A 25,241-nucleotide genomic window follows, 5' to 3' on the forward strand; every position below is an offset into this window, starting at 1 on the left:
TCCGTCTTCAGAATTGTTAACTTGTGGTCCCCGGGCGGGGGATTCAAGTTCCGGTTTGGTTCGTCAGAATGAACCTCTGCGTGACCGGGTGCAAGGCGAGAAAGTACGGAAGGCGCCGCGCGCGGATAGCGCGACGCCGACAGGTCAGGCCGCCGTCCGGGCCAGCATCGGATAGTCGGTATAGCCCTTAGCCCCGCCGCCATAAAGCCCGTCGGTCGGCAGGGGGTTCAGGGGCGCATCCAGCGCCAGACGCTCGGCGAGGTCGGGGTTCGAGATGTAGAGCTTGCCAAACGCCACAAGGTCCACCTTGCCCGACGCCACCGCCGAGATGGCCGTGTCGCGGGTGTAACCGTTGTTGGCGATGTAGGCCCCCTTGAAGCGGTCGCGCAGCGCCTCAAGCGCACCCTCGGGCCAGTCGCGCGGGCCGCCGGTCTGGCCCTCGACCATGTGCAGGAAGGCCACGCCCGCCCCGTTCAGCACGTCGATCGCCGCGCTGAAGGTGGCCAGGGTGTCGCTGTCGATGCCGACGTTGTTCGCGTTCGAGAACGGGCTGAGCCGCACGCCCACCCGGCCCGCGCCAAGGACGCCCGTCACCGCCTCGACCACTTCGCGCAGGAAGCGCACGCGGTTTTCCACCGACCCGCCATAGGCATCGGTCCGGGTGTTCGAGGTGTCGCGCAGAAACTGGTCGATGAGGTAGCCGTTCGCAGCATGGATCTCGACCCCGTCGAACCCGGCGGCATCCGCATTCCTGGCCGCACGGCGATAGTCCTCGACGATGCGCGGGATCTCATCCAGTTCCAGCGCGCGGGGGACCGAGGTCTGCACGAAGCTGGTGCCGTCGAAGGTCTTCGACGCCGCCCCGATGGCCGAGGGCGCCACGGGTGCCGCCCCGCCTTCCTGCAGCGAGGTGTGGCTGACCCGGCCCACATGCCACAGCTGCGCGGCGATCCTGCCGCCCTTGGCGTGCACCGCCTCGGTCACGGCCTTCCACCCGGCGACTTGCGCGTCGGAATAGATGCCGGGGGTCCAGGCATAGCCCTTCCCTTCGGGCGAGATCTGCGTGCCCTCGGTGATGATGAGGCCCGCTCCGGCCCGCTGGGCATAGTATTCGGCGTGCAGCGCGTAGGGCGTGTCATCCTCGGGCCGCGCGCGGTTGCGGGTCAGGGGCGCCATGACGATGCGGTTCCTGACGGAGATGTCGCCAAGGGTGAACGGGGTGAACAGGGCTTCGGTCATCGACGGGTCCTTCGGTTTTGCAGTCGTCGCAAGAACCTAAGGCCCGGACCCGGAAGCACAACCTGCGCCAGGCGGGAGGCCGCTATGCACCGGCGCACAGGCTGGCCCTGTTGCGCCCCTCAGACAGGCTCGATGTCACCCTCGGCCCGCATGGCGTGGAAGCCAGCCACGAAATCCGACAGTCGCCCGCCTGCAATCGCGTCACGCAGGCCCTGCATCAGCACCTGATAGTAATGCAGGTTGTGCCAGGTCAGCAGCATGCTTCCGATGATCTCGTCCGCCTTCACCACATGATGCAGGTAGGCCCGCGAATAGCCGCGGCAGGCGGGGCACTGGCAGCCCTCTTCCAGGGGCCGGGGGTCGTCCTTGTGCCGGGCGTTCCTCAGATTCACCTGGCCGCGTGCCGTCCAGGCCTGCCCCGTGCGGCCCGAGCGGGAGGGCAGCACGCAGTCCATCATGTCGATGCCGCGTTCCACGGCCCCCACGATGTCATCGGGCTTGCCCACCCCCATCAGGTAGCGCGGCTTGTCTTCCGGCAGAAAGCCCGGCGCGTAGTCGAGGACCGAGAACATCGCCTCCTGCCCCTCACCCACCGCAAGGCCGCCCACGGCATAACCGTCGAACCCGATGGCTTTCAGCGCTTCGGCCGATTCCTCGCGCAGATCGCGCGTGACGCCGCCCTGCATGATCCCGAACAGCGCATGGCCCGGCCGGTCGCCAAAGGCATCGCGCGACCTCTGCGCCCAGCGCATCGACAGGCGCATCGACTTCGCCACCGTCGCCTCGTCCGCAGGCAGAGCCGGGCATTCGTCGAAACACATCACGATGTCCGACCCCAGAAGCTTCTGGATCTCCATGCTCCGTTCCGGCGTCAGCATGTGCTTCGACCCGTCGACGTGCGAGGAAAACCGCACCCCCTCCTCGGTCAACTTGCGCAGCGCGCCTAGCGACATGACCTGGAAGCCGCCCGAGTCGGTGAGGATCGGCTTCGACCAGTTCATGAACTTGTGCAGCCCCCCGAGCGACGCCACCCGTTCGGCCGTCGGGCGCAGCATCAGGTGGTAGGTGTTGCCCAGAAGGATGTCCGCCCCGGTCGCCGCCACGCTTTCCGGCAGCATCGCCTTCACCGTCGCAGCCGTGCCCACAGGCATGAAGGCCGGGGTGCGAATCTCTCCGCGCGGGGTCGAGATCACCCCGGTCCGCGCCGCGCCATCCGTCGCCGCCACTGTGAATCCGAAGCCCGTCGCCATGCCGCCTACCCCCTGGTTGCCGCTTCCTTGGGCCAAAACCGGGAAAAAGTGAACCCCGACCCATCCAATTCGCCCCTTCTCCCGTAATGACGCTTGACCTTACGGCCGTTCTCTCTATCTGGAGTGAATGAACGTTCATTCCCACACCCGATGACCATGCCACCCCTGCCCCACCCCATCCCCGCCGCCGAGGAACGAAGCCACGAGATCCTGGCGTCCATCCGCCAGGCCTTCGCCGAAAAGGGCTTCGACGGCGCCTCGATGCAGGACCTTGCGCGTGCCGCGGGCATGAGCGTCGGCAACTTCTACCGCTACTTCCCCTCCAAGGCCGCCATCGTCCAGGCGATGTGCGGCTACGACCTGGCCGAGATCCAGGGCGAGTTCGCGGAAATCCAGACCTCGGACAAACCGATGCTCTGCCTGCGCGAACGCATCCTGAACCACTTCTCGGAAGAGTCGATGAAGGACGGCCAGCTCTGGGCCGAAATCACCGCCGCCGCGATCCGCAAGCCGGAAATCGGCGAAGCGGCCCGGCAGATGGAAGAGACCATCGTTTCCCTGCTGACCCAGATCTTCGCCCACACCACCCGCCGCCCCATCGAGGAAGCGCGGGTCCGTTACGAAGGCCAATGCCAGATGCTTGTCATGCTGGTGAAGGCCATGGCCACCCGCACGGCCCAGTGCGGCCCCGCCAGCCCCGCCCTTGCCGCCCAGGTCGTCGCCGTGATCGACGGGATCCTGGCCCATATCTCCAACGACAAAGCAGAAGGCTGAGACCCATGCGTTCGTCCCTGTTCCTCGCCGCCCTTTTGGCCTTCGCCCCCGTCCTGCCGGTCCAGGCGCAGGAAGCCGTCGCCGCCGAAAGCGCCCCCGCCGCCGAACCCGTCCTTCCGGCGATCACCGTGTCGACCGTGGGCCTGGCAAAGCTGTCCGACCGGGTCATCGCCTCGGGCCTGATCGCCGCCGTGGAAGAGGTCCAGGTCGCCCCGCTTGTCGAAGGTCAGCCCCTTGACCAGCTTCTGGTCGACGTGGGCGACATGGTGACCGAGGGACAGGTGCTTGCGGTCCTCTCGAACACCACCCTTTCGTTGCAGAAGACCGAGGCTGTCGCCTCTCTGGCCGCCGCGAAATCCACCATCGCCCAGGCCGAGGCGCAGCTGGTCGAGGCGCAGACCGCCCGGGACGAGGCGCAGCGCGTCGCCGACCGGACCGCGAAGCTTCGCGAACAGGGCACCGCCCCGCAGGCCCAGGCCGATACCGCCACCGCCAATGCTCTGGCCGCCAATGCCCGCGTCATGGTCGCGACCCAGGGCCTTGAAAGCGCCCGCGCCCAGCTTGCCCTTGCCGAGGCGCGTCTGGAGAATGTCGAACTGAACCTGGCGCGGACCGAGGTGAAGGCCCCCGTGTCCGGCAAGATCGTCGCCCGCAATGCCAAGATCGGCGCCATTGCCACGGCAGCGGGCCAGCCGATGTTCGTCATCACCCGCGACGCCGCGCTGGAACTGCGCGCCGACGTGGCCGAGACCGACCTCCTCCGCCTCGCGCCCGGCCAGAAGGCCCGCCTCCGCGCCGTCGGCATGGCGGGCGTTCTGGAAGGCACCGTGCGCCTTGTCGAACCCTCGATCGACCCGGTCACCCGCCTTGGCCGCGCCCGGATCACCGTCGACAGCGACAACGCCTCGCTCCGCACCGGCATGTTCGTCGAAGCCGAGATCCTGGCCGCCGAAACCGAGGGCCTTGCGATCCCCGTCACCGCGCTTGGCTCCTCGCCGGAAGGCTCCACCGTCATGCGCGTGACCGACGGTGTGGTCGAGCGCGTGGCCGTCAAGACTGGCATCCGCGACGGCGGCTTGGTGGAGATCACCGAGGGCCTGGCTCAGGGCGACACCGTCGTCACCAAGGCCGGCGCCTTCGTCCGCGACGGCGACCGGATCAACCCGGTCCCCGCCCCCGCCGCCGTGAACTGAGGAGAGCGCCATGAACTTCTCCGCCTGGTCGATCCGCAACCCGGTTGCGCCGCTTCTGGCCTTCTTCCTGCTTCTGGTCCTCGGCTGGCAAAGCTTCAACGCCCTGCCCATCACCCGCTTCCCGAACATCGACGTCCCCCTCGTCGCGGTCTCCGTCGCCCAGTCCGGCGCCGCCCCGGCCGAGATGGAAAGCCAGGTGACGAAAGAGATCGAGGATGCGGTGGCGGGCCTGACGGGCGCCAAGCGCGTCACATCGACGGTGACCGACGGCGTGTCCACCACGGTCATCGAATTCCGCATGGAAGTGCCGACCGACAAGGCCGTCCAGGACGTGAAGGACGCCGTCGACCAAATCCGCGGCGACCTGCCTGGCGGCATCGAGGCCCCCATCGTCACCCGCATCGACGTCGAGGGCCAGGCGATCATGACCTTCGCCGTCACCGCCCCCGACATGACGATGGAGGAAATCTCCTGGTTCGTCGACAACACCGTGACCCGCGCGCTGCAGGGCAAGCCCGGCATCGGCCGCGTCACCCGCATCGGCGGGGCCGACCGCGAGATCCGGGTGGAACTCGACCCGGTGAAGCTCGACAGCTACGGCGTCACCGCCCAGGCCGTCAGCGCCCAGATCGCCCAGACCAACGCCAACCTCGGCGCGGGCAAGATCACGCTTGGTGACAGCGAACAGGTGATCCGCACCCTTGGCGACCAGGGCACCGTCGAAAGCCTGGCCAACACCACCATCGCGCTGCCCTCGGGCCGCTTCGTGAAGCTGTCCGACCTCGGCCAGGTCATCGACAGCTATGAAGAGCTGAAAAGCTTCTCGCGCATTGACGGCGAAACCGGGGTGACTTTCCTCGTCTTCCGCGCGAAGGGTGCCTCCGAGGTCTCGGTCGCCGAACTCACGAACGAGGTCGTGGACGACCTGCGCCAGCAGCATCCGAACGTCGGCATCACGATGGTCGACGATTCCGTCTTCTACACCTACGGCAACTACGAATCCGCCATCCACACCCTGCTGGAAGGCGGCCTTCTCGCCATCCTCGTCGTGCTGGCCTTCCTGCGGAATTGGCGTGCCACGCTGATCTCGGCCGTGGCGCTGCCCCTCTCGGCCATCCCGACCTTCTGGCTGATGGACATGCTGGGCTTCTCGCTGAACCTCGTCAGCTTCCTTGCCCTCACGCTTGCCACCGGCATCCTCGTCGACGACGCCATCGTGGAAATCGAGAACATCGCCCGGCACATCCGCATGGGGAAAACCCCCTACCGGGCCGCCATCGACGCCGCGGACGAGATCGGCCTGGCCGTCATCGCCACGACCTTCACCATCGTCGCGGTCTTCGTGCCGGTGTCCTTCATGCCCGGCATCCCCGGCCAGTATTTCCGACAATTCGGCCTGACCGTCGCCATCGCCGTCCTCTTCTCGCTTCTCGTCGCGCGCCTCATCACCCCGATGATGGCCGCCTACCTGATGCGCTCCAAGGATGCCGAGGGGCATGAGGAGAAAGACGGCCTCATCATGCGCGGATACATGCGGATGGTGCGCGCGTCGACCAAGGTCCGCCGCTCCTCCAAGCGCCGCTGGCTCGCGCTGCCCACCTACTACGTCACCCTCGTCGTCGCGGTGATCGTGGTGATCTTCTCGGTCATCGCCATGCTCCAGGTCCCGGGCAGCCTTTTCCCGCCCGAGGATGAAAGCCGAATCGTCGTCTCGGTCGAACTGCCCCCCGGCTCCACCCTGGACGACACCGCCGCCACCACCGACGCCATGCGCGAGGTCGTGCGGGACATCGACGGGGTGAAGTCCGTCCTCGTCATCGGCGGCTCAACGCCCCTTGGCGACCGCGACGTGCGCCGCGCCACCTTCACCATCATCCTTGACCGGCTGGACAACGGCCTCCAGCGCAAGCTGATCGACCTCGGCGAAGCGATCCCCGGCGTCGGCGCTCTGATCCCCGAGATCCCGTCCACCGGCCGCATCCGCCCGCAAAGCGAGATCGAGGCCGAGGTCTTCGAGGCGCTGAAACAGATCCCCGACGTCCGCGCCTTCAAGGCCGCGACGATGGGCGGAGGCGCGCGTCCCTTCTCCTACGACATCCTCTCGGATGACGAGGACGACCTGACCCTCGCGATCCAGAAGATCGAAGAGGCGCTGCGCGAGGAGCCCATGTTCCTCAACACCTCGACCGAGGCCGCCCTGCCGCGCCCGGAAATCCAGATTACGCCCAAGGCCGACGAGGCCGCCCGTCTGGGCGTCACCGTGGCGCAGATCGCCAGCGTCGTCCGCGTCGCCACCATCGGCGATGTCTCGGCGGCACTTGGCAAGCTGTCCATCGACAACCGGCTGGTCCCGATCCGGGTGCAGCTGGACGAAGCCTCGCGCGACAACCTTGCCCGCATCTCGGCGCTGAAGGTGATGACGGCGAACGGCCCCGTGCCGCTGGCCGCCGTCGCCACGGTCGAGGTTGCCGAGGGCCCGTCGGTGGTGAAACGCCTGAACCGCTTGCGCGTCGCCACCCTTGGGGCCGATATTGCCCCGGGCTTCGTCCTTGACCAGGCCACCGCGCGGTTCCAGGAGATCCTGCCCACGCTGAACCTTCCGGCGTCGGTCCAGGTCACAGCTTCGGGCGACGCCGAGGTCCAGGCCGAGCTTCTGGGCAGCTTCCAGAACGCGATGATCCTGGGCGTCCTCCTGATGATGTTCGTGCTGATCCTCCTCTTCCACTCGGTCCTGCAGCCGATCACGATCATCTTCTCGTTGCTCCTCTCGGTCGGCGGCGTGGCCACCGCGCTGATCGTCACGCAGAACCCGCTTTCCATGCCCGTCCTGATCGGCATCCTGATGCTGATGGGGATCGTGGCGAAGAACGCGATCCTTCTGATCGACTTTGCCATCGAGATGCGCGCCCGCGGCATGTCCCGGATCGAGGCGGTGATCGAGGCCGGTCACAAGCGCGCCCGTCCCATAGTCATGACCTCCATCGCCATGTCCGCCGGGATGCTCCCGTCGGCCCTTGGCGTGGGCGAAGGCGGGGCTTTCCGCGCGCCGATGGCCATCGCGGTGATGGGCGGGATCATCGTATCGACGGTCCTGAGCCTCGTCGTCGTGCCGTCGATGTATCTGGCGATGGACGACCTTTCGCGCTTCTTCTCCTGGATCCTTGGCCGCTTCATCGGCAAGAAGGATGCGGAACCCGAGACTCCCGACCCGCTGGTCCTGGCCGACAACGTCGCGCGCAACCAGGTCGACGTGGCGCTCCTCCAGGGCAGGATCTCGCTTCTGGAAGAGGCGCTGGGTCGGAAGAAATCCACCCCCCACGCCGCAGAATAGCGCCGTGCCCCCGTCACCCCGCGTCCCCTCTCCCCTCGGGGGAGAGGGTCAGGGTGAGGGGGGCGTCCCCCCGCGATTCGGCATCAGGGTTAACGCACTTCCATATGCACGCGTGTATGCATGGGTTGTATACGCCGTGTAGACGCGGTGTAGCCGAACCATTTTGCCAGCCCTTGCGCCGTTAATCCAGCGATCCCAAGGACTTGGCCGCCGCTGGCCACAACCGCGTCGCCTCCTCCGCCGAATACCGCCCCAGCCGCACATCCTCGGCCACCAGCGCCGGATCGCGGCGCTCCGCCGGCCCATAGCCGCCCCCTCCCGGCGTCCGAACCCGCACCCGGTCCCCCGGCTTCAGCGCGATATCCTGCGCCTTGGACAGATGCTCCGGCACCATCACGATGCCATCCCGGACCACCTCCACCCGGTTCACCGCGCCGTCCTGCCCGCCAAGCGCCCCCTGCGGCCCGACGCGGCCATGATCCATCACGAAGCTCGCCCGCGCCTCGCCCCGCAGAAGCTCGATCTCGTAGTCGATGCCGAAGCCACCCCGATGCTGGCCCGCCCCGCCCGACCCTTCGTGCAGCGCATAGCGGCGGTAAAGCACCGGGAAATTCTGCTCCATGATCTCGACCGGCGGGGCCTTGGAGATGCCGATGGTGGAACATCCGTTGGCGATCCCATCACCCCCGGCAAACCCGCCATACCCCCCGCCCGAAATCTGGTACATCACGTAATCGCGGCCCTTCTCGGGGTCGTGGCCGCCCAAACCGAAGTTGCCCGAGGTCCCCGCCGGGGCGGCCGTGACATGCCCCGGCACCGCCTGCACCAGCGCCGCAAAGACCGCCTCGGCGATCCGCTGGCTGACCTCGGCCGCGCATCCCGACACGGGCCGCGGATACTGCGCGTCCAGGAATGTGCCTTCAATGCCAACCACTTCCAAGGGCTCGAACGCCCCTGCCGAAATCGGCACATCCGGGAAGATATGCCGCATCGCCAGATACACCGCCGACAAGGTCGTCGCCCGGACCGAGTTCATCGGCCCCATGCAAGGCTTCGAGGACCCCGCGAAATCGAAGCGCAGCCCCTCGCCCGCCTTCGTCACGGCCAAGGCAATGGTCAGCGGTTCGTTCACCACCCCGTCGCTGTCCACGATGGCCTTCGCCCGGTAGGTCCCGTCCGGGATCAGCCCGATCATCGCCCGCATCTGCCGGGCCGCCAGCCGCCGCATCTCGGCAATCGCCTCGATCACAGTGTCGTCGCCATATCGATCGAGAAGCGCCGAAAGCCGCTCGGCCCCCACCAGCAGCGCCGAGGCCTGGGCCTGCACGTCGCCGATCCGCTGCTCGGCCACCCGGATGTTGGAGCAGATGATCTGGTAAATCTCTTGATCGAGCACCCCCTTCTTGAACAGCTTCACCGGCGGGATCCGCAGCCCTTCCTGCTCGGCACTGATCGCGCTGGCCGAGAACCCGCCCGGCACCGCGCCCCCGGTATCCGGCCAGTGCCCGGTGTTCGACAGCCAGCAGAAGATACGGCCCCCCCGCCAGACCGGCATGGCAAAGCGGACATCCATCAGATGCGTGCCGCCCAGATAGGGGTCGTTCACGATGTATATGTCACCCTGATCCGGAGCCGCCGTCACCCCGGCCGCGATCCGCTCCAGAATCGTCCGCGTGGAGAACTGCATGACGCCGACAAAGACCGGCAGACCTTTCGAGCCTTGGGCGATCAGGGACCCGTCCTCGGCGGAATAGATCCCGTCCGACCGGTCGTCGGCCTCGGCGATCACCGGGCTGAAGGCCGCGCGGGAAAAGGTCAGGTCCATCTCGTCGCAGACCTGCTGCAGGCCCGCCTGGATGACCGCGAGCGTGACCGGATCAATCATTCGTTAACCTCGATGATCAGGTTGCCATCCGCATCCTGGCGAACGCGCGCCCCGGGGTCGATAACCACGGTCGTATCCATTTGCTCAATGATCGCAGGCCCTTGGAGATCGATCTTCATCGGCAGATGATCCCGCCAATAGACTGGCGTGTCGTGCCAGCCGTCGAACCACACCTTGCGGCGCGAGGCCGGTGTCGCCACCGCCTGCCGCCCCGCGGGATCGATCAGCCGCGACAGGTCCAAGGCCGGGCGTTCACCGATCACCGACACGTTGAGGTTCACCAGATTCGCCCGGATCGTTGGCAGTTCCACCCGGAACCGGGCGTGATAGGCGGCCTCGAAAAGGCGTTGCATCTCATCGCGGCTTGGGGTGGCCGAGGGCAGCGGCACCCGCAGCAGATGTGTCTGGCCCACGAACTGCATGTCGGCCGAATACTCGGCCCGGACCGTGGTCAGCGCAATCCGTTCCAGCCCGATCAGCCGTCGGCCTTCGGCCTCCTGCGCGGCGAGAACGTGATGAACCTCTTCCATTTCGACGCCATCAAGGGGCCGGTTCAGCGTGCGGACAAAGTCGTGCCGCAGGTCGGCCACCACGCAGCCAAGGGCGTTGGTGATGCCTGGTCTCGCCGGGACCAAGACCCTGGGAACGTTCAATTCTCTTGCCAGCGCCACCGCATGCAACGGCCCCGCGCCCCCGAAGGCGAACAGTGCAAAGTCGCGCGGATCGGCCCCCATGCTGATCGACACCATCCGGATCGCGCCCGCCATATGCGTGTTGGCAATGCGGATCACCGCCTCGGCCGCGGCCTCGACCGACAATCCCAAGGGCCGGGCAATCTGCTCCTCCATTGCCCGATGCGCCGCCTCTGCTGCCTGCCCGAAGCGGCTTGCCGGAAGCCGCCCCAGGATCAGGTTCGCGTCCGAGATCGTGACCCGCGCCCCCCCGCGCCCATAGCAGACCGGACCGGGCGTGGAGCCCGCGCTCTCTGGCCCGACGCGCAGCATCCCCCCCGCATCGATCCGCGCGATGGACCCGCCCCCGGCCCCTACGGTCCGCACGTCGACCATCGGCACATGGATCGGCATGGCATATTCGACCTCGATCTCGTTCGAGACCGGGGCCACCCCGTTCCGGATCATCGCCACGTCGGTCGAGGTCCCGCCCATGTCATAGGTCAGAAGGTTCGGCGTCCCGGCCCTGCGCCCCGTGGCGACCGCCGCCATCACCCCCGAGGCGGGGCCGGACATCACCGTCTTCACGGCCTCCTTCGCCACGTCCTTTGCCGCGACCATCCCGCCGTTGCCGTTCATCACCAGAAGCTCGCGCTGGTAGCCCTGCGCGGCCAACTGCTCGGCCAACCGTGCCACGTAGCGCTCCAGCAAGGGTTGGACCGAGGCGTTGACGGCCGCGGTCACGCCCCGCTCGTACTCCCGCGATTCGGACAGAAGAGCGTGGCCCAAGGTAATGTAATCATTGGGCCAAAGCTCACGGGCGATCTCACCCGCCCGCCGCTCGTGCGCCGGGTTGGCATAGGCGTGAAGGAAGTGGATGACCAGGGCCTCGCAGCCCTCGTCCCGCAGCTGCATGATCGCGCGCCGCAGCGCATCCTCGTCGAGTGTCGTCAGGACGCGGCCCCGGGCATCCATCCGCTCGGGCACCTCCAGCCGCAGGTCGCGCGGGATGACCGGCAGGAACCGTCCGTGCATCCCGTAGGCCTGCGGCCGCGTGCGGCGCCCTAGCTCCAGGACGTCGCGGAACCCAAGCGTGGTGATGAGGCCGGTTTTCGACAGCTGGCGCTCCAGCACGGCGTTGGTGGTTGTGGTGGTGCCATGGACGATCAGGTCGATCTGCGGCAGGTCCGCGCCGGCGGCGTCGAAGGCCGCCAGCACCCCGCCCGCCTGGTTAGGCAGCGTCGTCGGGACCTTGGCCAGGCGGACGGCCCCCGTCGCCGGATCGAAGATCGCCAGATCGGTGAAGGTGCCGCCCACGTCGACACCGGCGACAAGGCCCGTCATTCACACCCCCACATAGGTCCGGAACACCGGATCGCCGGACATGAGCCCCGCCACGTCCCGCGTCTCTTCCACCCGACCGCCGACCATGAAGGCCACCCTGTCGGCAAGCTTCAGCACAGCGTCGACGCGCTGCTCGACCAGCACGACGGCCACCCCCTGCCCCTTCAGCGTGATCACCGCCTCCTGGATCTGCGTGATGATCGAGGGCTGCAACCCCTCGGTCGGCTCGTCCAGAAGCAGGACCCGGGGATCAAGGCAAAGCGCGCGGGCGATGGCGAGCATTTGCTGCTCGCCGCCGGAAAGCGTGGCCGAGACCTGCCCCAACCGGTCGCGAAGGCGGGGGAAAAGGGTCAGGACCTGTTCCAGCCGCGCCGGATCATTGCCGCGCACAAGACCGCCGACGGCCAGGTTTTCGGCCACCGTCAGCGGGCCGAAAAGGCGGCGGCCCTGGGGCACATAGGCCAGTCCACGTTTCGGGACCTCGTGTGCGGGAAGTCCCTGCAGCGCCGCTCCGTCAAGCGTGATTCTACCTTCGGTGGCGGGCACGAGGCCCATGAGGGCCTTGAGGAAGGTGGATTTTCCGACGCCGTTCCGGCCCATGAGGCAGGTGATCTGGCCTGCCTCGGCCCGGAAATCGACACCGCGCAGGACGGTGACGGGCCCGTAGCCCGCGGTCAGGCCCTGGACCTCAAGCGCCAAGATAGGCCTCCTGCACGGCGGCGTTGGCCCGGATCTCGGCCGGAGTGCCGGTCGCAAGGACGCGGCCGAAGGTCAGGACGGTGATCCGGGTGGCAAGGTCCATCACCACCTCCATGTTATGCTCGATCAGAAGCACCGTGGTCTCCGGCACAAGGCTGCGGACCAGGGTCTTGAAGCCCTCGATCTCGGAGGCCGCGAGGCCCTGGGTCGGCTCGTCCAGGATCAGAAGCTTCGGGTTCAGCGCCAGGCCCATGGCAAGTTCCAGAAGCCGTTGGTGGCCGTAGGACAGCGTTTCCGCCTCCTGCGCCTCCAGCCCCTGCAACCCCACGCGAGCCAGCGCGGCGCGGGTTCGGGCGGCCAGGTCCGCGGCCCCCTGCGACTGGACAGCCAGCGCCACGTTGTCGAAGACGCTGAGCCTTGGAAAGATCGAGGTGATCTGGAAGGTATAGGCGATCCCCTTGCGCACCCGGGCATGGGCGGGAAGGCGGGTAATGTCCTCGCCCGCCAGCAGGATGGTCCCCGACTGGGTCGGAATGCGACCGGACAGGAGGCTGACGAAGGTGGTCTTCCCGGCCCCGTTCGGACCGATGAGCCCGTGGATCTCGCCAGGGGTCAGGGCGAAGTCCACCCCGTCCACGGCCTTCAGACCGCCGAAATGCCGGGTCAGGCCGCGCGTCTCGATCAGGGAAGCCATCGCAGCCACCTTTCCCGGATCGTGCCAAGGATGCCCTTCGGCGCAAAGAGGACCAGCGCCACCAGCGCCGCACCGATGATGAACTGGTGCGCGGTCGTCAGCCCCGTCGCGGCCTCGATCAGCGCGAACATCAGAAGCGCCCCGAGGAAGGGTCCAAGCGTGGTGCCTGCCCCACCCAACAGGACGTAAAGCATCGGCAGGATGGAATACTGGATCGTCGCGAAGCTTGCCCCGACATAGCCGAAGAGGATGGCATAGGCAGCCCCCGCCGCCCCGGCATAAAGGCCCGAGATCGTGAGGGCGATGAGCTTGACGGTGAAGGGGTTGTAGCCCAGCATCCGGCTCCGCTCCTCGTTCTCGCGCATGGCGACCATCGTGCGGCCGAAGGACGAACGGACAAGCGCCAGGCTGGCCAGAAGGCCCGCCGCGAAGATCAGGAGTGCCGCCAGGAAGCGCGGGGTGTCGGCGGAAAGATCGAAGCCCAGAAGCGTCCGGCTGGCAGCGGCCACGGCAAAGCCGTCGTCTCCGCCCGTGATCGGGGCGAAGTAGAGGAGTGTCAGGAACCCGGCCTGGGCAAACATCAGCGTCACGATCATGAAGCTTACGCCTGCGGTGCGCAGGGCGAGAAGGCCCAGCGCGGCCGCCACCAGGCCCCCTCCGGCAATCCCGGCGATGAAGGCGGGACCGGCGGTCCACCCCCAAAGCTGGGCCGGAAGACCCGCGGCATACATACCGGCGGCGAGCAGAAGGGCGTGGCCCAGGCTGAGAAGGCCCGTGTAGCCGAAGGCCAGGTTGTAGCCCATGGCGAAGACTGCCAGCACCATGATGCGGGCAAGGTTCGTGGCGAGATAGGGCGACAGCCAGTACTGGGCGGTGAAGAGGACCGCGATCAGCGCAAGGTGCAGGGTCCAGACTTTCACGCCCTGTCCCCAAAAAGGCCCTGCGGGCGGAAGACGAGGACCATTGCCACCAGCAACGTCGCCAGGATCTTCGCCAGCGTGGGGGTGAAGAACATCGAGATCACGCCGTCGGACAGGCCGATGACCAAGGCGGCGATCAGCGTGCCGCGCAAGGACCCAAGGCCTCCGATGATGACGACGATGAAGGACAGCAAGAGCGGGTCATGCCCCATCAGGTACTGCGCTTGCTGGATCGGGACGATCAGCACTCCGGCCAGTGCGGCAAGTCCCGCGCCAAGCGCGAAGGTGCCCATGTAGACCCGATCGACGTTGATCCCGAAGGCGCGGGCCGTGGTGCGGTCCACTTGCGTCGCGCGCATGATGAGCCCCGCCTTGGTGCGGCTCATGAAGAGCCAGAGAGCGAGAAGAACGAGGCCAGCGGCGAGGACGACGAAAAGCTTGTAGCCGGAATAGCCGAACCACGGAAGCTGGATGCGCCACTCGAAGGGGGCCGTGACGGGGTTGGCGTTCGGGCCGTAAAGTGACAGCGCCGCCTGCTGCAGGATGTAGAGCAGGCCGATGGTGGCGACGATGGTCGCCTCGGGGTCGTAGTTGAGCCGCTTCAGGATCAGCCCGTCGGCGACGGCGGCCAGGGCCGCGACGAGAAGTGGCGCGATCAGGACGGCGGCGAGGAAGACAAACGCGGGAGGCCCGGGGATCATCGTGGTGACGGCCCAGGCGAGGACAGCGCCCAGCATGTAGAATTCGCCATGGGCCACGTTGACGACGCGCATGACGCCGAAGACGAGCGACAGACCGGCTGCCGCCAGGGCCAGGACGGCGGCGGTCACGAGGCCCTCCATCAGGGCAAGAAGCAGGAAGGGTCCGAAGGCCATGGCTGTCCGTGGGTGAGGAAGGTGCGCGGATCGCCCACCCTACGAGGGGCGGCGCGGCAGGGTGGGCGATCCGCCCACCCCCCATCATTGCAGGCTTCCGTCAGAAGGACATGGTCGTGTAGTCGACCGCGTCCTCGTAAAGCCCCTCGTCGATGGTCGTGGTGTGGACCTTCACGAGTTTCCCGCCCTGCACCTGGCTGATGTTCTGGCTGCCGAACACCTGGTGCGTCTTGCCGTTGAAGCGTTTGTCCCCCTGCGGCCGTTCGATGCCGTAGGGCAGATCGCTGATCGCCTCCATCGCCTCGACCAATTTCTGCCGGTCGGCCGGGCCAGTGTAGCCCGCGGCCTCCATTGCCTGCTTGATGAAAAAAAGCGTCTCCCAGGTCGAAAACATGTGGCTGTAGGTCGACACATCCGCCGCATCGCTGACCGAAGCGCCGTTGTCGTCCACCCCCACGGCGGCGCGGTAGGCGGCCTCATGCTCGCCCGCATCCGCCGCCTTCACCCGGGGATGTGCTTCCCAGAAATGGCTGCCTTCCAGGAATTCCAGGCCCGGCGTGGCGGTGTCCACGGCCTCGAGGCTGTCGATGAAGCCGAAGAGCTGCGGTTTCGCGCCAGTGCCGTAGAACTCGCCCAGCTCCTTCACGAAGGTCAGGACGGCGGGGCCGACCATGACGTGGTAAAGCACTTCGGTTTCCGCCGGGATCTGCGGGAAGTAGCGGGTGAAGCTGGTTTCGGTCGGCGGCACGGCGATCTGGGCGATGACCTCGCCGCCCTGCGCCTGGATCGCGGCGGTGAAGAAGTCGCGGTGGTCGTGGCCGAAGGCATAGTCCGGGAAGACCATCGTGACCTTCTTCCCCAGGTTCTGGCTGACCCAGGGCGCCATCGTCGAGATCTGGGCCCGCACGTCGGTGATTCCGGGCTGCAGGGTCCAGCGGTTCAAGGCTCCGCTCGCGACGTGGTAACCTTCCGAGCAGACGAGATACGGCACCTTCAACTCACCCGCCCGGGGCGCCGACCCCATGACGACGTGCGAGAAGAGCGTTCCCATCACCAGATCGCAGCCATCGGACTGGGTCAGCTTGTCGACGACCTCGGACCCGCGCTTGGGATCGGTCGCGTCATCCTCGAAGAGGATTTCCACGGGCCGCCCAGCGATGCCGCCCGCATCGTTGATCGCCTTCAGCGCGGCTTGCGCGGTGCGTTCGTACCAGCGCCCATAGGCCGCGCCGATCCCTGTGCGGTGGAGCTGGAAGCCGATCTTGATCGGCGCGGCCTGTGCGGCCACATAGCCCGGCAGCGCGGCGGTCAGAAGGCCCGCGCCCCCGGCCATCAGCAGGCCGCGGCGGGTGGGGTGAAGCAATCCGTTCGTCATGTCCGTCTCTCCACTGTTGCGGCCTCTCATCGGGCCTTCGGTTTCATTGGGGCGCCATCGCCCCCGAATTGTCCAGTCTTTTCATCCGGTTCTGGCCGTGGACAGAAGCCAGAGACCCAACACGGTATAGGCCACCATCAACACCGTCATCGGCAGGTGCGCCACCGGTCTGGCGCCCTGCCCTGCAAGCTTCAGCCCCAGAAGGACCGCCAGGACATGCGCCCCGAGGATCGCGGCGAACTGGAGGCCGTAGATCACGGGCATCACGTTCGGGTCCGTGAGGAAGCCGTAGGACACGAAGAAGGGCGGCAGACCCAGCCAGCTGTCCCCGGTCATCAGCGGATCGTTCAGTGCGGCCAGCGTGTACTGCCCGGCCGTCAGCAGCATGACCAGGTAATGCGCCGCATGGTAGCCGGCTGCGATGGCGAGGAAACTCAGCATCACCGGCCCCGTGGCAAAGCCTCCGCCGATCCGGCGCCCCAGAAGGATCGCGCCCAGGATCAAGCCAAGCGTCAGCACCCAGACCGCGACAAGGCCCGCGGTATTTTCCCACAGCACGGCGCTCCGGCCCGTGGGTTCCAGCGGGTTCTCTCCGATCAGCGCCTGCCACCAGAAGGTCTCGGCCAGCCCGTCGAAGGTAAGCGCCGTCAACGCCAGGCTGACGAAGACCACGGCCGAAGGGGTGAGCGGCGGCATGGCCAGGACCTGCGTGCCGGGCCAGCCGCGCATGAGGCGGGTCCTTTGCCCGTCCGTCTCGTGCCACAGGGGCGCGACCTTGGCGATGAAGGCGAAAAGGACGGTCAGGAACTCGCCCTGGTCGAGCCAGTCGTCGCCTTCCAGGACCGCAAGGGCGAAGATCACCACCCAGTAGGCCAGCGCGACCTTTGCCAGGACGGCCGGGTCGTCGGGGTAAAGCGAGACCATCTGGAACCAGACGAAGCCTGCATAGCCCGCGACGGCAGGCCAGTGCCCCAGGCGGGCCAGGCCGACGCTGCCGGTGCGGCCCAGAAGCGTCCGGGCGATGCGGACCGGGCCGGTCCAGGGGTTCAGCGGACGCCAGAGGTTGCCAAGAAGCAAGGACCCAAGCGGGATGGCGATCCAGACCACGGTCCAGAAGACCAGCGTCATCAGGTTGTGCATCGGGTCGCGCTCGCCGTAGAGGCCGACGAAAACCAGGCCGAGGAAGGCCAGGAACGACAGGTACGAGCTTGCGGCCAGCGGGATCAGGGTTCGGCGGTCCCAGAGAAGGCGCGCCTGCATCTCGGGCAGGCGATGGGCCGCGGCGCCCATCAGAGCGGTCAGCGCGACGGTCAGGGCGGCGGCGGTGATGTAATGCCCCGTCGGCAGGGTCAGGATGACCGACGGCGGCAGGGCGCAAGCGAAGGCGAAACCCGGAGTGAGGAACACGGCCAGACCGCTGGCCCCCAAAGTTTTCGAAAACTTTGGGCAAAATCCTTCGAAGGATTTTGGGTCTCGCGTCACCTGAGTCCGTCCTCTCCCTTGACCTGATGGATTTCCAGCCCGCCCATGCGGCTGTGGACCCGCCCGCCGCGCGCCATGCCAAGCGCGAACATCACTTCGTTCGCCCGTGGCCCATCCGGACAGCATAGCGTGATCGCATCGAAGCGCGACCGGACATAGGCCGCGTTGAGGTGGCCGAGCGGCAGATCAAGCGTCGCGCCAAGACCTCCCACCTTCATCACCGAAGGCACGATGGCGCGGCATTCCCCCAGCCTCTCGCGCATCCCGTAGCCGCCCGCGACATGCCAGAGCGCTCCATGTTCGCTTTCCCCGCCCTCACCCACGATGGCTCCCTTGCCATAGGCGTCGATCCCCTCGCGCCCGCCAAGCAGCGCGACCAGACGGTCCGTCAGGTCCAGCGCCAGCGGCTTCAGGTCCTCCATCGCGGGCTGCAGGTCGGGCTCGTAGCGGCCGGCGTAGGGGTTTGCGCAGATGGCGTAGATCGCACCCCGGACCGGGGGCGGAGTGACCAGCGGCCCGCCTTCATGGCGGATCTCCTCAAGCTGGACCACGATCTTCCTGACAGCGAAATCAGCCACTTGCGCCCCCTTGTTGCAGCGCCAACGCGCCCGTCACCCGCATCTCACCCTGCAGGAAAAGTGCCGCACCTTCAATCAATCCGCGCGCCCGGAACGCCTCTGCCGTGCGCAAGCCCGCTTCCAGCGCCTGGGTCCGGTCCGCCGCTGACAGGATCGGGACCGCGACAGTCACCATCTGGTCGCCCAGATCGCTGTCACACTGCACCTCGCGCGCCGGGCGGCGGCGGATGCCGGGGTGGCTCAGGTCCACCGCATTCGCCACGATCGTCGCCGCCGCATCGGCCATCGCCGCCGTCCGCGCCACCACCGTCACCGCGTCGGCGATCCCCAGCGAGAAGCTGCGGCCTCGCCAGCCCGAGGTGGCAATCCCCCGGATCGGGCTGGCGGTATCCACCGTCACCCGGTCCACCCCACCCGAGGCCGCCAGGGCGCAGGTCAAATCCCCTGCAGAAAGCCACAGCGCAATGTCGCCGCCGTTGTTGGCATAGGCGCGGGTAATGCCCGGACCGCGCAGGACACTCACGACCTCCTCGGCCACGGATCCTGCGACCGCGGCCATCGGAGTGATGAAGGCCGGGCGGAACGGGGCGACAGCGGCGGTCATGCGGCAGGCAATGGTTCCCGTCACTTCCGCTTTCGGCGACCGTAGCGCGGGAAGTTCGGCGACCAGCTCGTCCAGCACCGTGGCAAAGCGCCGGGCCGCGCGGGCATAGGCGGCGCGGACGGCCGGTGGGTCGCCAAAGGCCTCGGCCACGATGTCGATGGGGCCATGCTGCAAATGCAGGCGGTTCCCCGGCAAAAGCGCCGCGATGGCTCCGGTCGGGGCGGCGGCGGTCAGGGCCATGGCTCTACCCTCGCAGCCGTGGGGTACTCGCCCCCCTCGGCCATCGACTGATCCAGCGTGCGGATCGCATCCTCATGCCCGCCCATCGCCAGGTAATCGGACCGCGGCAGGGTGAACTCCAACGGTGCGACCAGCGCGGGCGTCGGGACATAGCCGAAGGCGCCTTTCGGCAGGCGGGTGACGTCGACCATGAAGGTGATCCCGCCCCCGGGCCAGACGTAAGTCTCTGCCCCGCCAGATGTGAGTCGGGTCACGCCCCCTTGCACCGATTGCGTGAGGCGCACCGGGTTCTTGGCCACCCCGGCGCGCAGCGAACCGCCCGCGCCACCGACGAACAGCACGGTGCAAAGAGAAGGTTCGCAATTCTCGTCAATGAGTTCGACGGTTTTCTTCAGGTTCTGCGGCAACTCTTGCACGATGGGCCGCAGGGCGTCATCCAGCACATAGTAGGCGTATTGCTCGCCCGTGGTGGAGACCATGAGGAGCCTCAGGCCGGGCCGTGCGCCCTTCTTCGGGTTCCACTCGCCCAGGATCTCCAGCGGGTCGGTCAGCCGCGTGCCGCCCCAGCCCTGCCCGGGCTCGGACACGCGGAAATAGCGGCCGGGGGTCGAGCGGTGGCCCTTGATCTTGATGCCGGTCGGCTGCCAACCGATCACCTTGCCCGCCTGATGTTCGCTGACGACGCCGGTGATGTGGTCGTCTACCACCACCACCTCGTCCACCAGGCCCTGCCACTGCACCGCGAACATCCCGATGGTGGCCGAGCCGCAGCCGACCCGCATCCGCCGTTCCCGAACTCCGTCGACGATGGGGGCCTGGCCCGCCTGCACGACGACCGTGGAGCCGCCATCGATGGCCAGTTCCACCGCCTCACCGTTGCACAAGGCCAGCATCGCCGCGCAGGTGACCCGGCCCTCGGCCTTGCTGCCGCCGGTCAGGTGGTGGACGCCGCCAAGGGACAGCATCTGCGACCCGTATTCCGCGGTCGTGACGTGGCCGATGGGTTCGCCCTCGGCGCGGACCACCGCCCCCTCGGGGCCGAGAAAGCGGTCGGTGTCGATCTTCACCTTGACGCCGCAGTAGGAAAAGATCGCCTCGGTGACCACCGTGACCATGTCGGCGCCTTCGACCCGTGAGGACACGATGAAGGGCGCGGGCTTGTAGTCGGGGTAGGTTGTTCCGGACCCGATACCGGTCACGAAAGCGTCGGCGGGGACCGGAGAGCCGTCCCAGTCCCGCGCGGCGAAGGGGACGATGCGGCCCCCGGCCTCGACCGTGTGGGACAGCATGACCACCGGATCGGTCCGCACGATCCGGCCTGCGTCATTGGCATAGCGGTCGCAGGCCCCGGTCTGGCCCGGCGCGATGTAGCACATCACCGGACAGGCATCGCAGCGGATCTTCTCGGGGTCCTGGGTCATCCCAGCGCCTCCCGTACCCGGTGCGGGAGCGCGGGAACGCGGGTGATCTCGGCCCCAGTCGCGTGGCGGATCGCGTTCAGGATCGCGGGGGCGGTCGGGATCAGGACATGCTCGCCCAGGCCCTTGGCACCGAAGGGGCCCTCGGGGTCCGGAACCTCGATCAGCAGGCTTTCGATGGGGGGCACATCGCCGAAGGTCGGGATCAGGTAGTCGTGCAGGTTTTCGGTCCGGCCCGGAAGGTACTCCTCCATCAGCGCCATGCCGATACCCTGTGCGATGCCGCCCTCGATCTGGCCGCGGGCGAGCAGCGGGTTGATCGCGCGGCCCACGTCGTGTGCGGCGGTGATCTTCAGAAGGCGGACGGTGCCGAAGGCCCGGTCCACCTCCACCTCCACCATCTGCGCGCCGTAGCCGTAGACGGCATAGGGCGCCCCCTGGCCGTTCGCATCCAGCGGAGAGGTCGGAGGGTCATAGCTCGCCTCGGCGGTCAGCGCATGGCCGTGGGCGTCCAGCGGCAGTGTGGACAGATCGATCCGCGCCAGGGTCCCCCGGTCGCGGACGGTCAGCACTGCACCCTCCAGCGCCAGAACTGCACCCTCGCCCGCATTGGCGCGGCGCAGGATTTCGGCGCGCAGTCCCTCGGCAGCGGCCTTGGCGGCGCGACCGGTGACAAAGGTCTGGCGGCTGGCCGAGGTCTTGCCCGCATCCGGGGTCAAAGCGGTGTCCGGGCCGATGAGGCGGAAGGCGGTCAGCGGCAGGCCCAAAGCCTCGGCCGCGATCTGGGCGATGACGGTGTTCGACCCCTGGCCGATGTCGGTTGCGCCCTGGTGGAGGACAACCTCTCCGGCCTGCGATAGGCCGATGCGGATGGTCGAGGGGTTGGGCAGCGCGGTGTTACCGCAGCCGTACCAGCAGGAGGCGACGCCGACGCCCCTGCCCTTTTGCGCAGCCGCCTCGGCCAAGGCGCGGGTCCAGTGTGGTTTCAGGGCCGAGAGGCAGTCATGGATGCCGACCGCGCGCAGGACCTGGCTGGTGGCCGAAGGATCGCCATCGCGCAGCGCATTCCGCAGGCGGAATTCCAGCCGATCGATCCCGACCTTGTCGGCAAGCCGGTCGTAGAGCGTTTCCTGCCAGAGCGCACCTTGCGGCACGCCGAACCCCCGGAACGCGCCCGCGACGGGACCGTGGGTGTGGATCGCGCGGGCCCGGGCAGTGACGTTCGGCGTCAGGTAGGGCCCCGAGACATGAACCGGCACCCGGTTGGCCACGGTCGGGCCCCAGCTGGAATAGGCCCCGGTGTTGAAGCGACCCTCGAACTCCATCCCCGTGATGCGACCTTCGACATCACAGCCGATGCGCCCCCGCATCTCGGCCGGGTGGCGCTTGGTGGTCGAGGTCATGCTCTCGGCGCGAGAATAGACCATCCGGCAGGGACGCCCGGTCTTCAGCGTGACCAATCCGATCAGCGGCTGCAGCGAGATGTCGAGCTTGGACCCGAAGCCGCCCCCCGTCGCCGAGGGGATGATGCGGACCCTCTCCAGGGGCAGGCCCAGGATTGCGGCGGTATCCTCGCGGTCCATGCCGGGGGCCTGGGTGCAGGCACGGATGACAAGCGTGTCGCCCTCCATCCAGGCGGCCCCGGCTTCGGGCTCGATATAGGCGTGTTCAACGAAGGCGGTGGTCATGGTGCCTTCGACGACATGCGCGCTGGTGGCCAAGGCGGCGGCGGCGTCGCCCTTGATGACCCGCCCTTCGACCAAAAGGTTGCCGGGCCTCTGCGCATGGATCGGCGCGCCGGCCTCGGCTGCCTCGGGGGTCGCAAGCGGCTCCAGCGGGGTCCAGGCAATGGGGAAGGCAGAGACGTCTGGCTCTGCACCGGGTTCGAAGGCGACCAACGCCACGCATTCGCCCCGGAAACGCGCGGGAGAACCCGCGATAGCGGGTTGGTCGGCGAAGGGCGGGATCACGGAAAAGGCGTTGCGGCCCGGGATGTCGGCCACGGTGAAGACCGCCGCCACACCGGGCCGGGCGCGGAAGTCGCCAAGGTCGCCGATCTGGAAGGCGGCATGGGGATGGGGCGAGCGGACGGCCTTCACCACCAGCGCCCCCTCGGGCCATTCATCCGCGCCGAAGCTGTCGCCCGCCACCTTGGCCGCGCCGTCCAGCCGCCGGATGCTGGCGCCGACCTTGCCCACGGGCTCTGCGGCAGGGTCACCCTGCCCCGCCGCCACGACGGCCGCGATGATGCTGCGATAGCCCGTGCAGCGACATAGGACGCCGCCAAGTGCCTGTTCCACTTCGGCCTCCGAAGGCCGGGCGGTTCGTGTCAGCAGGTCAGCGGCGGTCAGCAACATCCCCGGCGTGCAGATCCCGCACTGCGCCGCGCCGTGGGCGTGGAAGCTTGCGCGCAGGCGCGTGAGTTCCGGAGTCTCGCCCTCGACCGTCGTCACGCCGCGCCCCGCAACCCGCGCAGCCGGCGTCAGGCAGGCGCAGACCGCCGCTCCGTCCACAAGCACCGTACAGGCGCCGCAGTCGCCCGCATCGCAGCCGACCTTGGTCCCGACCTGTCCCAACCGTTCGCGCAGCGTCTCGGACAGCCGCTCGGCCGGGGGCGCATCAACCTCGACCATGGCACCGTTCAACGAGAAGCGGATCATCCCACAGCCTCCGCCACGGCCCGGCGGACAAGCTCGACCGCCGCCTCACGTCGGTATTCCGCCGTCGCGCGCACATCGTCGATGGGGGAAAGCGCTGCCGTCACGTCGCTTGCGCGAACCCGGTCCGCGGCCGACGCCGCCGTCGCACCGACCAGCGCCGCCTCGACCTCCCTCAGCCGGACCGCCACGGGCGAGCAGGCGCCGACCGCCACTGCAGCCTCGGCGATGCGCCCTCCGTCCACGGCGATACGTGCGGCCACCATGGCGATGGAGATCACCAGGTGCGACCGCGCGCCGAGCTTCAGGAAGGCCGAACGGCCCCGCAATGCCCCCTCCGGCACCAGCACCGCGGTCAGCACCTCGCCCGGGGCCAGCGCCGTCCGGCGCGGACCGACCAGGAAGGCAGAGAGCGGCAGTCGCCGCACACCGGATACCGAGGTCAGCTCGACCTCGGCGCCCACCGCAAGGAGCGGCGGCACCCCGTCCGCAGCGGGCGAGGCGTTGCAGAGATTGCCGCCCAGCGTGCCCGCGTTCTGCACCTGCCGGCCACCGACCTGCCGCGCGGCCTGTTGCAGCGCCGCAAGCGCAGGCGGCAGATCGGCCTCGGCAATCGCGGTCCAGGACGTCGCCGCGCCGATGCGCAGACCGCCGTCTCGGCTGATGCCCGCCAGTCCGGCCAGCGCCGAAAGGTCGACCAAGGGGCCCGAAAGCCGCGCCCCCGCACCGGGATAAAGGTCCGTCCCACCCCCCAGCACGCGACCGCCCGAGGCCAGAAGGCCAAGCGCCTCGGTCAGGGTCTGAGGGCGGGCATAGTCCAAGGCGACGGTCCCTATTTCATTTGCATAGCAACAGACTGTGACCCCCTCGGGATTCTGTCAACGGTCTTGCGCGGGACAACCGCAAGTCGTATCGCGGAACCATGACCGACGCGAAAGCCTACCGTCTCGACGACCAGATCGGCTATGTCCTGCGCCGCGTGACGCAGCGGCATCTGGCGATCTTCGCCGCGGCCATCCCCGAGGTCACGACCACCCAGTTCGCGGTCCTGGCCCGGCTGGTGGAAATCGGCCCCCAGTCCCAGAACCACCTCGGCCGCGCCACGGCGATGGATGCCGCCACGATCAAGGGCGTCGTCGACCGCCTGACGAAGCTGGGCTACGTCGAGACCCGCGCTGACCCCGCCGACCGCCGCCGCCTGACCGTCAGCCTGACCGAGGCCGGAGAGCGGCTCTTTGCCGACCGCGTCGGCACCGCGCTGTCGGTTTCCGCCGAAACCGTGGCCCCCCTGACCGCCGAGGAAGCGGCGCAGCTTTCGGCCTTGCTGGCCAGGCTCACCTGACCGGGTGCCGCGCATTGAACGCGGCAACCTCTGCCTCCGACGGCGAGACGCCACAGAAGGTCAGCACATAGGCCGGGTTGCGCGACAGGCGCACGTCCAGACTTTCCTCGGACCGGACCGCGATATAGCCCACCTGCGTCAGGTAAAGCGTCCTTGCCCGGGTGTCCGCTTCCGCCGCGCCATAGCCGAAACGGCGGAACAATGCCGTGATCGCCGCCACCCGCGTGGCGTCGGCCTCGCTCATCGCTGCGGCCACCGCAGGATCGGTCAACGACCAGGTCCGCATCGCGAATTCCAGTCGGCTGTCGAACAGGGCGTCGTCGTACCAGCAGTCGAACAGGTTGAGCATCGCCTCGGTGATCGTGACCGCCGGGGCCTCGCAGCGGGCGACGAGGTTGCCGGTATTCTTGGCCTTCCAGCGGTCGACGAGACCCGCCAGAAGCGCCTCACGATCCGGGAAATGCCAGTAGAAGCTGGTGCGCGACAGGCCCAGCCTTTCGGCCAGCGGCATGACCTTCACCGCCTCAACCCCGCCCTCGACCAGCAGCTGATAGGCCGCGTCGAGCCAGAGGTCCGGCGTCCCCCGCCATCCGCGCTCAGGCTTTTCCGTGTTCATGGCCCCGACCTAACCACCCGCGCAGGGCTTTCACAAGCGGGTCGAAACGAAACT

At 67.9% G+C, this 25,241-nt stretch carries 20 protein-coding genes; 4 read left to right on the plus strand and 16 right to left on the minus strand.

Annotation, left to right across the window (positions count from 1 at the left end; genetic code table 11):
- Positions 1 to 144: 144 nt before the first annotated feature.
- Positions 145 to 1,239 (minus strand): alkene reductase, encoded by a 1,095-nt coding sequence (locus tag ACE3Q6_RS02020; RefSeq protein WP_374427386.1) that lies wholly within the window; start codon positions 1,237 to 1,239, stop codon positions 145 to 147.
- A 119-nt stretch (positions 1,240 to 1,358) separates the two neighbouring features.
- Positions 1,359 to 2,489 carry a tRNA guanosine(34) transglycosylase Tgt gene (gene tgt / locus ACE3Q6_RS02025; protein ID WP_374427393.1) on the minus strand — a complete coding sequence of 377 codons (1,131 nt, stop codon included), beginning with the start codon at positions 2,487 to 2,489 and terminating at the stop codon, positions 1,359 to 1,361.
- 150 nt (positions 2,490 to 2,639) lie between these two features.
- Between tgt and ACE3Q6_RS02030 the strand changes: the two genes are divergently transcribed.
- Genes ACE3Q6_RS02030 through ACE3Q6_RS02040 form a run of 3 tightly spaced genes read left to right on the plus strand, consistent with a single transcriptional unit; the run spans position 2,640 to position 7,787 of the window.
- A complete protein-coding gene (locus ACE3Q6_RS02030; protein ID WP_374427396.1) occupies positions 2,640 to 3,263 on the plus strand; it encodes a TetR/AcrR family transcriptional regulator in 624 nt (207 codons plus the stop codon).
- 5 nt (positions 3,264 to 3,268) lie between these two features.
- Complete coding sequence (locus ACE3Q6_RS02035) at positions 3,269 to 4,456, plus strand: efflux RND transporter periplasmic adaptor subunit (protein ID WP_374427399.1); 1,188 nt, start codon at positions 3,269 to 3,271, stop codon at positions 4,454 to 4,456.
- A 10-nt stretch (positions 4,457 to 4,466) separates the two neighbouring features.
- Complete coding sequence (locus tag ACE3Q6_RS02040) at positions 4,467 to 7,787, plus strand: efflux RND transporter permease subunit (protein WP_374427402.1); 3,321 nt, start codon at positions 4,467 to 4,469, stop codon at positions 7,785 to 7,787.
- Positions 7,788 to 7,968: 181 nt separating this feature from the next.
- On the opposite strand, the gene ACE3Q6_RS02045 is transcribed toward ACE3Q6_RS02040, so the two are convergent.
- The 13 genes from ACE3Q6_RS02045 to ACE3Q6_RS02105 all read right to left on the minus strand — a co-directional run bounded on the left by ACE3Q6_RS02045 (position 7,969) and on the right by ACE3Q6_RS02105 (position 24,050).
- Positions 7,969 to 9,672 (minus strand): hydantoinase B/oxoprolinase family protein, encoded by a 1,704-nt coding sequence (locus tag ACE3Q6_RS02045; RefSeq protein ID WP_374427405.1) that lies wholly within the window; start codon positions 9,670 to 9,672, stop codon positions 7,969 to 7,971.
- Complete coding sequence (locus tag ACE3Q6_RS02050; RefSeq protein ID WP_374427408.1) at positions 9,669 to 11,687, minus strand: hydantoinase/oxoprolinase family protein; 2,019 nt, start codon at positions 11,685 to 11,687, stop codon at positions 9,669 to 9,671. The genes ACE3Q6_RS02045 and ACE3Q6_RS02050 overlap by 4 nt, the downstream gene beginning before the upstream one ends.
- Positions 11,688 to 12,389 carry an ABC transporter ATP-binding protein gene (locus ACE3Q6_RS02055; protein WP_374427652.1) on the minus strand — a complete coding sequence of 234 codons (702 nt, stop codon included), beginning with the start codon at positions 12,387 to 12,389 and terminating at the stop codon, positions 11,688 to 11,690.
- The gene (locus ACE3Q6_RS02060; protein ID WP_374427411.1) at positions 12,376 to 13,080 is read right to left on the minus strand and encodes an ABC transporter ATP-binding protein; all 705 of its coding nucleotides are present in this window, start codon (positions 13,078 to 13,080) and stop codon (positions 12,376 to 12,378) included. The genes ACE3Q6_RS02055 and ACE3Q6_RS02060 overlap by 14 nt, the downstream gene beginning before the upstream one ends.
- Positions 13,068 to 14,000, minus strand: coding sequence for a branched-chain amino acid ABC transporter permease (locus ACE3Q6_RS02065; protein ID WP_374427414.1), 933 nt, complete (start codon positions 13,998 to 14,000; stop codon positions 13,068 to 13,070). Before ACE3Q6_RS02065 ends, ACE3Q6_RS02060 begins: the two co-directional genes overlap by 13 nt.
- Positions 13,997 to 14,875 (minus strand): branched-chain amino acid ABC transporter permease, encoded by an 879-nt coding sequence (locus tag ACE3Q6_RS02070; protein ID WP_374427417.1) that lies wholly within the window; start codon positions 14,873 to 14,875, stop codon positions 13,997 to 13,999. Before ACE3Q6_RS02070 ends, ACE3Q6_RS02065 begins: the two co-directional genes overlap by 4 nt.
- Before the next feature lie 100 nt (positions 14,876 to 14,975).
- Positions 14,976 to 16,250 (minus strand): ABC transporter substrate-binding protein, encoded by a 1,275-nt coding sequence (locus tag ACE3Q6_RS02075; RefSeq protein WP_374427418.1) that lies wholly within the window; start codon positions 16,248 to 16,250, stop codon positions 14,976 to 14,978.
- An 81-nt stretch (positions 16,251 to 16,331) separates the two neighbouring features.
- Positions 16,332 to 17,657, minus strand: coding sequence for a hypothetical protein (locus ACE3Q6_RS02080; RefSeq protein ID WP_374427421.1), 1,326 nt, complete (start codon positions 17,655 to 17,657; stop codon positions 16,332 to 16,334).
- A 71-nt stretch (positions 17,658 to 17,728) separates the two neighbouring features.
- Positions 17,729 to 18,310 (minus strand): amino acid synthesis family protein, encoded by a 582-nt coding sequence (locus ACE3Q6_RS02085; protein ID WP_374427424.1) that lies wholly within the window; start codon positions 18,308 to 18,310, stop codon positions 17,729 to 17,731.
- The gene (locus ACE3Q6_RS02090; RefSeq protein ID WP_374427427.1) at positions 18,303 to 19,154 is read right to left on the minus strand and encodes a UPF0280 family protein; all 852 of its coding nucleotides are present in this window, start codon (positions 19,152 to 19,154) and stop codon (positions 18,303 to 18,305) included. Before ACE3Q6_RS02090 ends, ACE3Q6_RS02085 begins: the two co-directional genes overlap by 8 nt.
- A complete protein-coding gene (locus tag ACE3Q6_RS02095; protein ID WP_374427430.1) occupies positions 19,145 to 20,575 on the minus strand; it encodes a 6-hydroxynicotinate reductase in 1,431 nt (476 codons plus the stop codon). The genes ACE3Q6_RS02090 and ACE3Q6_RS02095 overlap by 10 nt, the downstream gene beginning before the upstream one ends.
- Positions 20,572 to 23,232, minus strand: a complete 2,661-nt coding sequence (locus tag ACE3Q6_RS02100; protein ID WP_374427433.1) for a molybdopterin-dependent oxidoreductase — start codon at positions 23,230 to 23,232, stop codon at positions 20,572 to 20,574. Before ACE3Q6_RS02100 ends, ACE3Q6_RS02095 begins: the two co-directional genes overlap by 4 nt.
- Positions 23,229 to 24,050: a xanthine dehydrogenase family protein subunit M gene (locus tag ACE3Q6_RS02105; RefSeq protein WP_374427436.1), complete on the minus strand. Its 822-nt coding sequence runs from the start codon at positions 24,048 to 24,050 to the stop codon at positions 23,229 to 23,231. Before ACE3Q6_RS02105 ends, ACE3Q6_RS02100 begins: the two co-directional genes overlap by 4 nt.
- A gap of 101 nt (positions 24,051 to 24,151) precedes the next feature.
- Between ACE3Q6_RS02105 and ACE3Q6_RS02110 the strand changes: the two genes are divergently transcribed.
- The gene (locus ACE3Q6_RS02110) at positions 24,152 to 24,571 is read left to right on the plus strand and encodes a MarR family winged helix-turn-helix transcriptional regulator (protein ID WP_374427439.1); all 420 of its coding nucleotides are present in this window, start codon (positions 24,152 to 24,154) and stop codon (positions 24,569 to 24,571) included.
- Here ACE3Q6_RS02110 and ACE3Q6_RS02115 read toward each other — a convergent pair.
- Positions 24,564 to 25,187: a TetR/AcrR family transcriptional regulator gene (locus ACE3Q6_RS02115; protein WP_374427441.1), complete on the minus strand. Its 624-nt coding sequence runs from the start codon at positions 25,185 to 25,187 to the stop codon at positions 24,564 to 24,566. The genes ACE3Q6_RS02110 and ACE3Q6_RS02115 overlap by 8 nt on opposite strands.
- Between the last annotated feature and the right edge of the window lie 54 nt (positions 25,188 to 25,241).

The sequence above is a fragment of the Tabrizicola sp. genome, assembly GCF_041913445.1.
In the GTDB taxonomy this organism is placed as follows: domain Bacteria; phylum Pseudomonadota; class Alphaproteobacteria; order Rhodobacterales; family Rhodobacteraceae; genus Tabrizicola.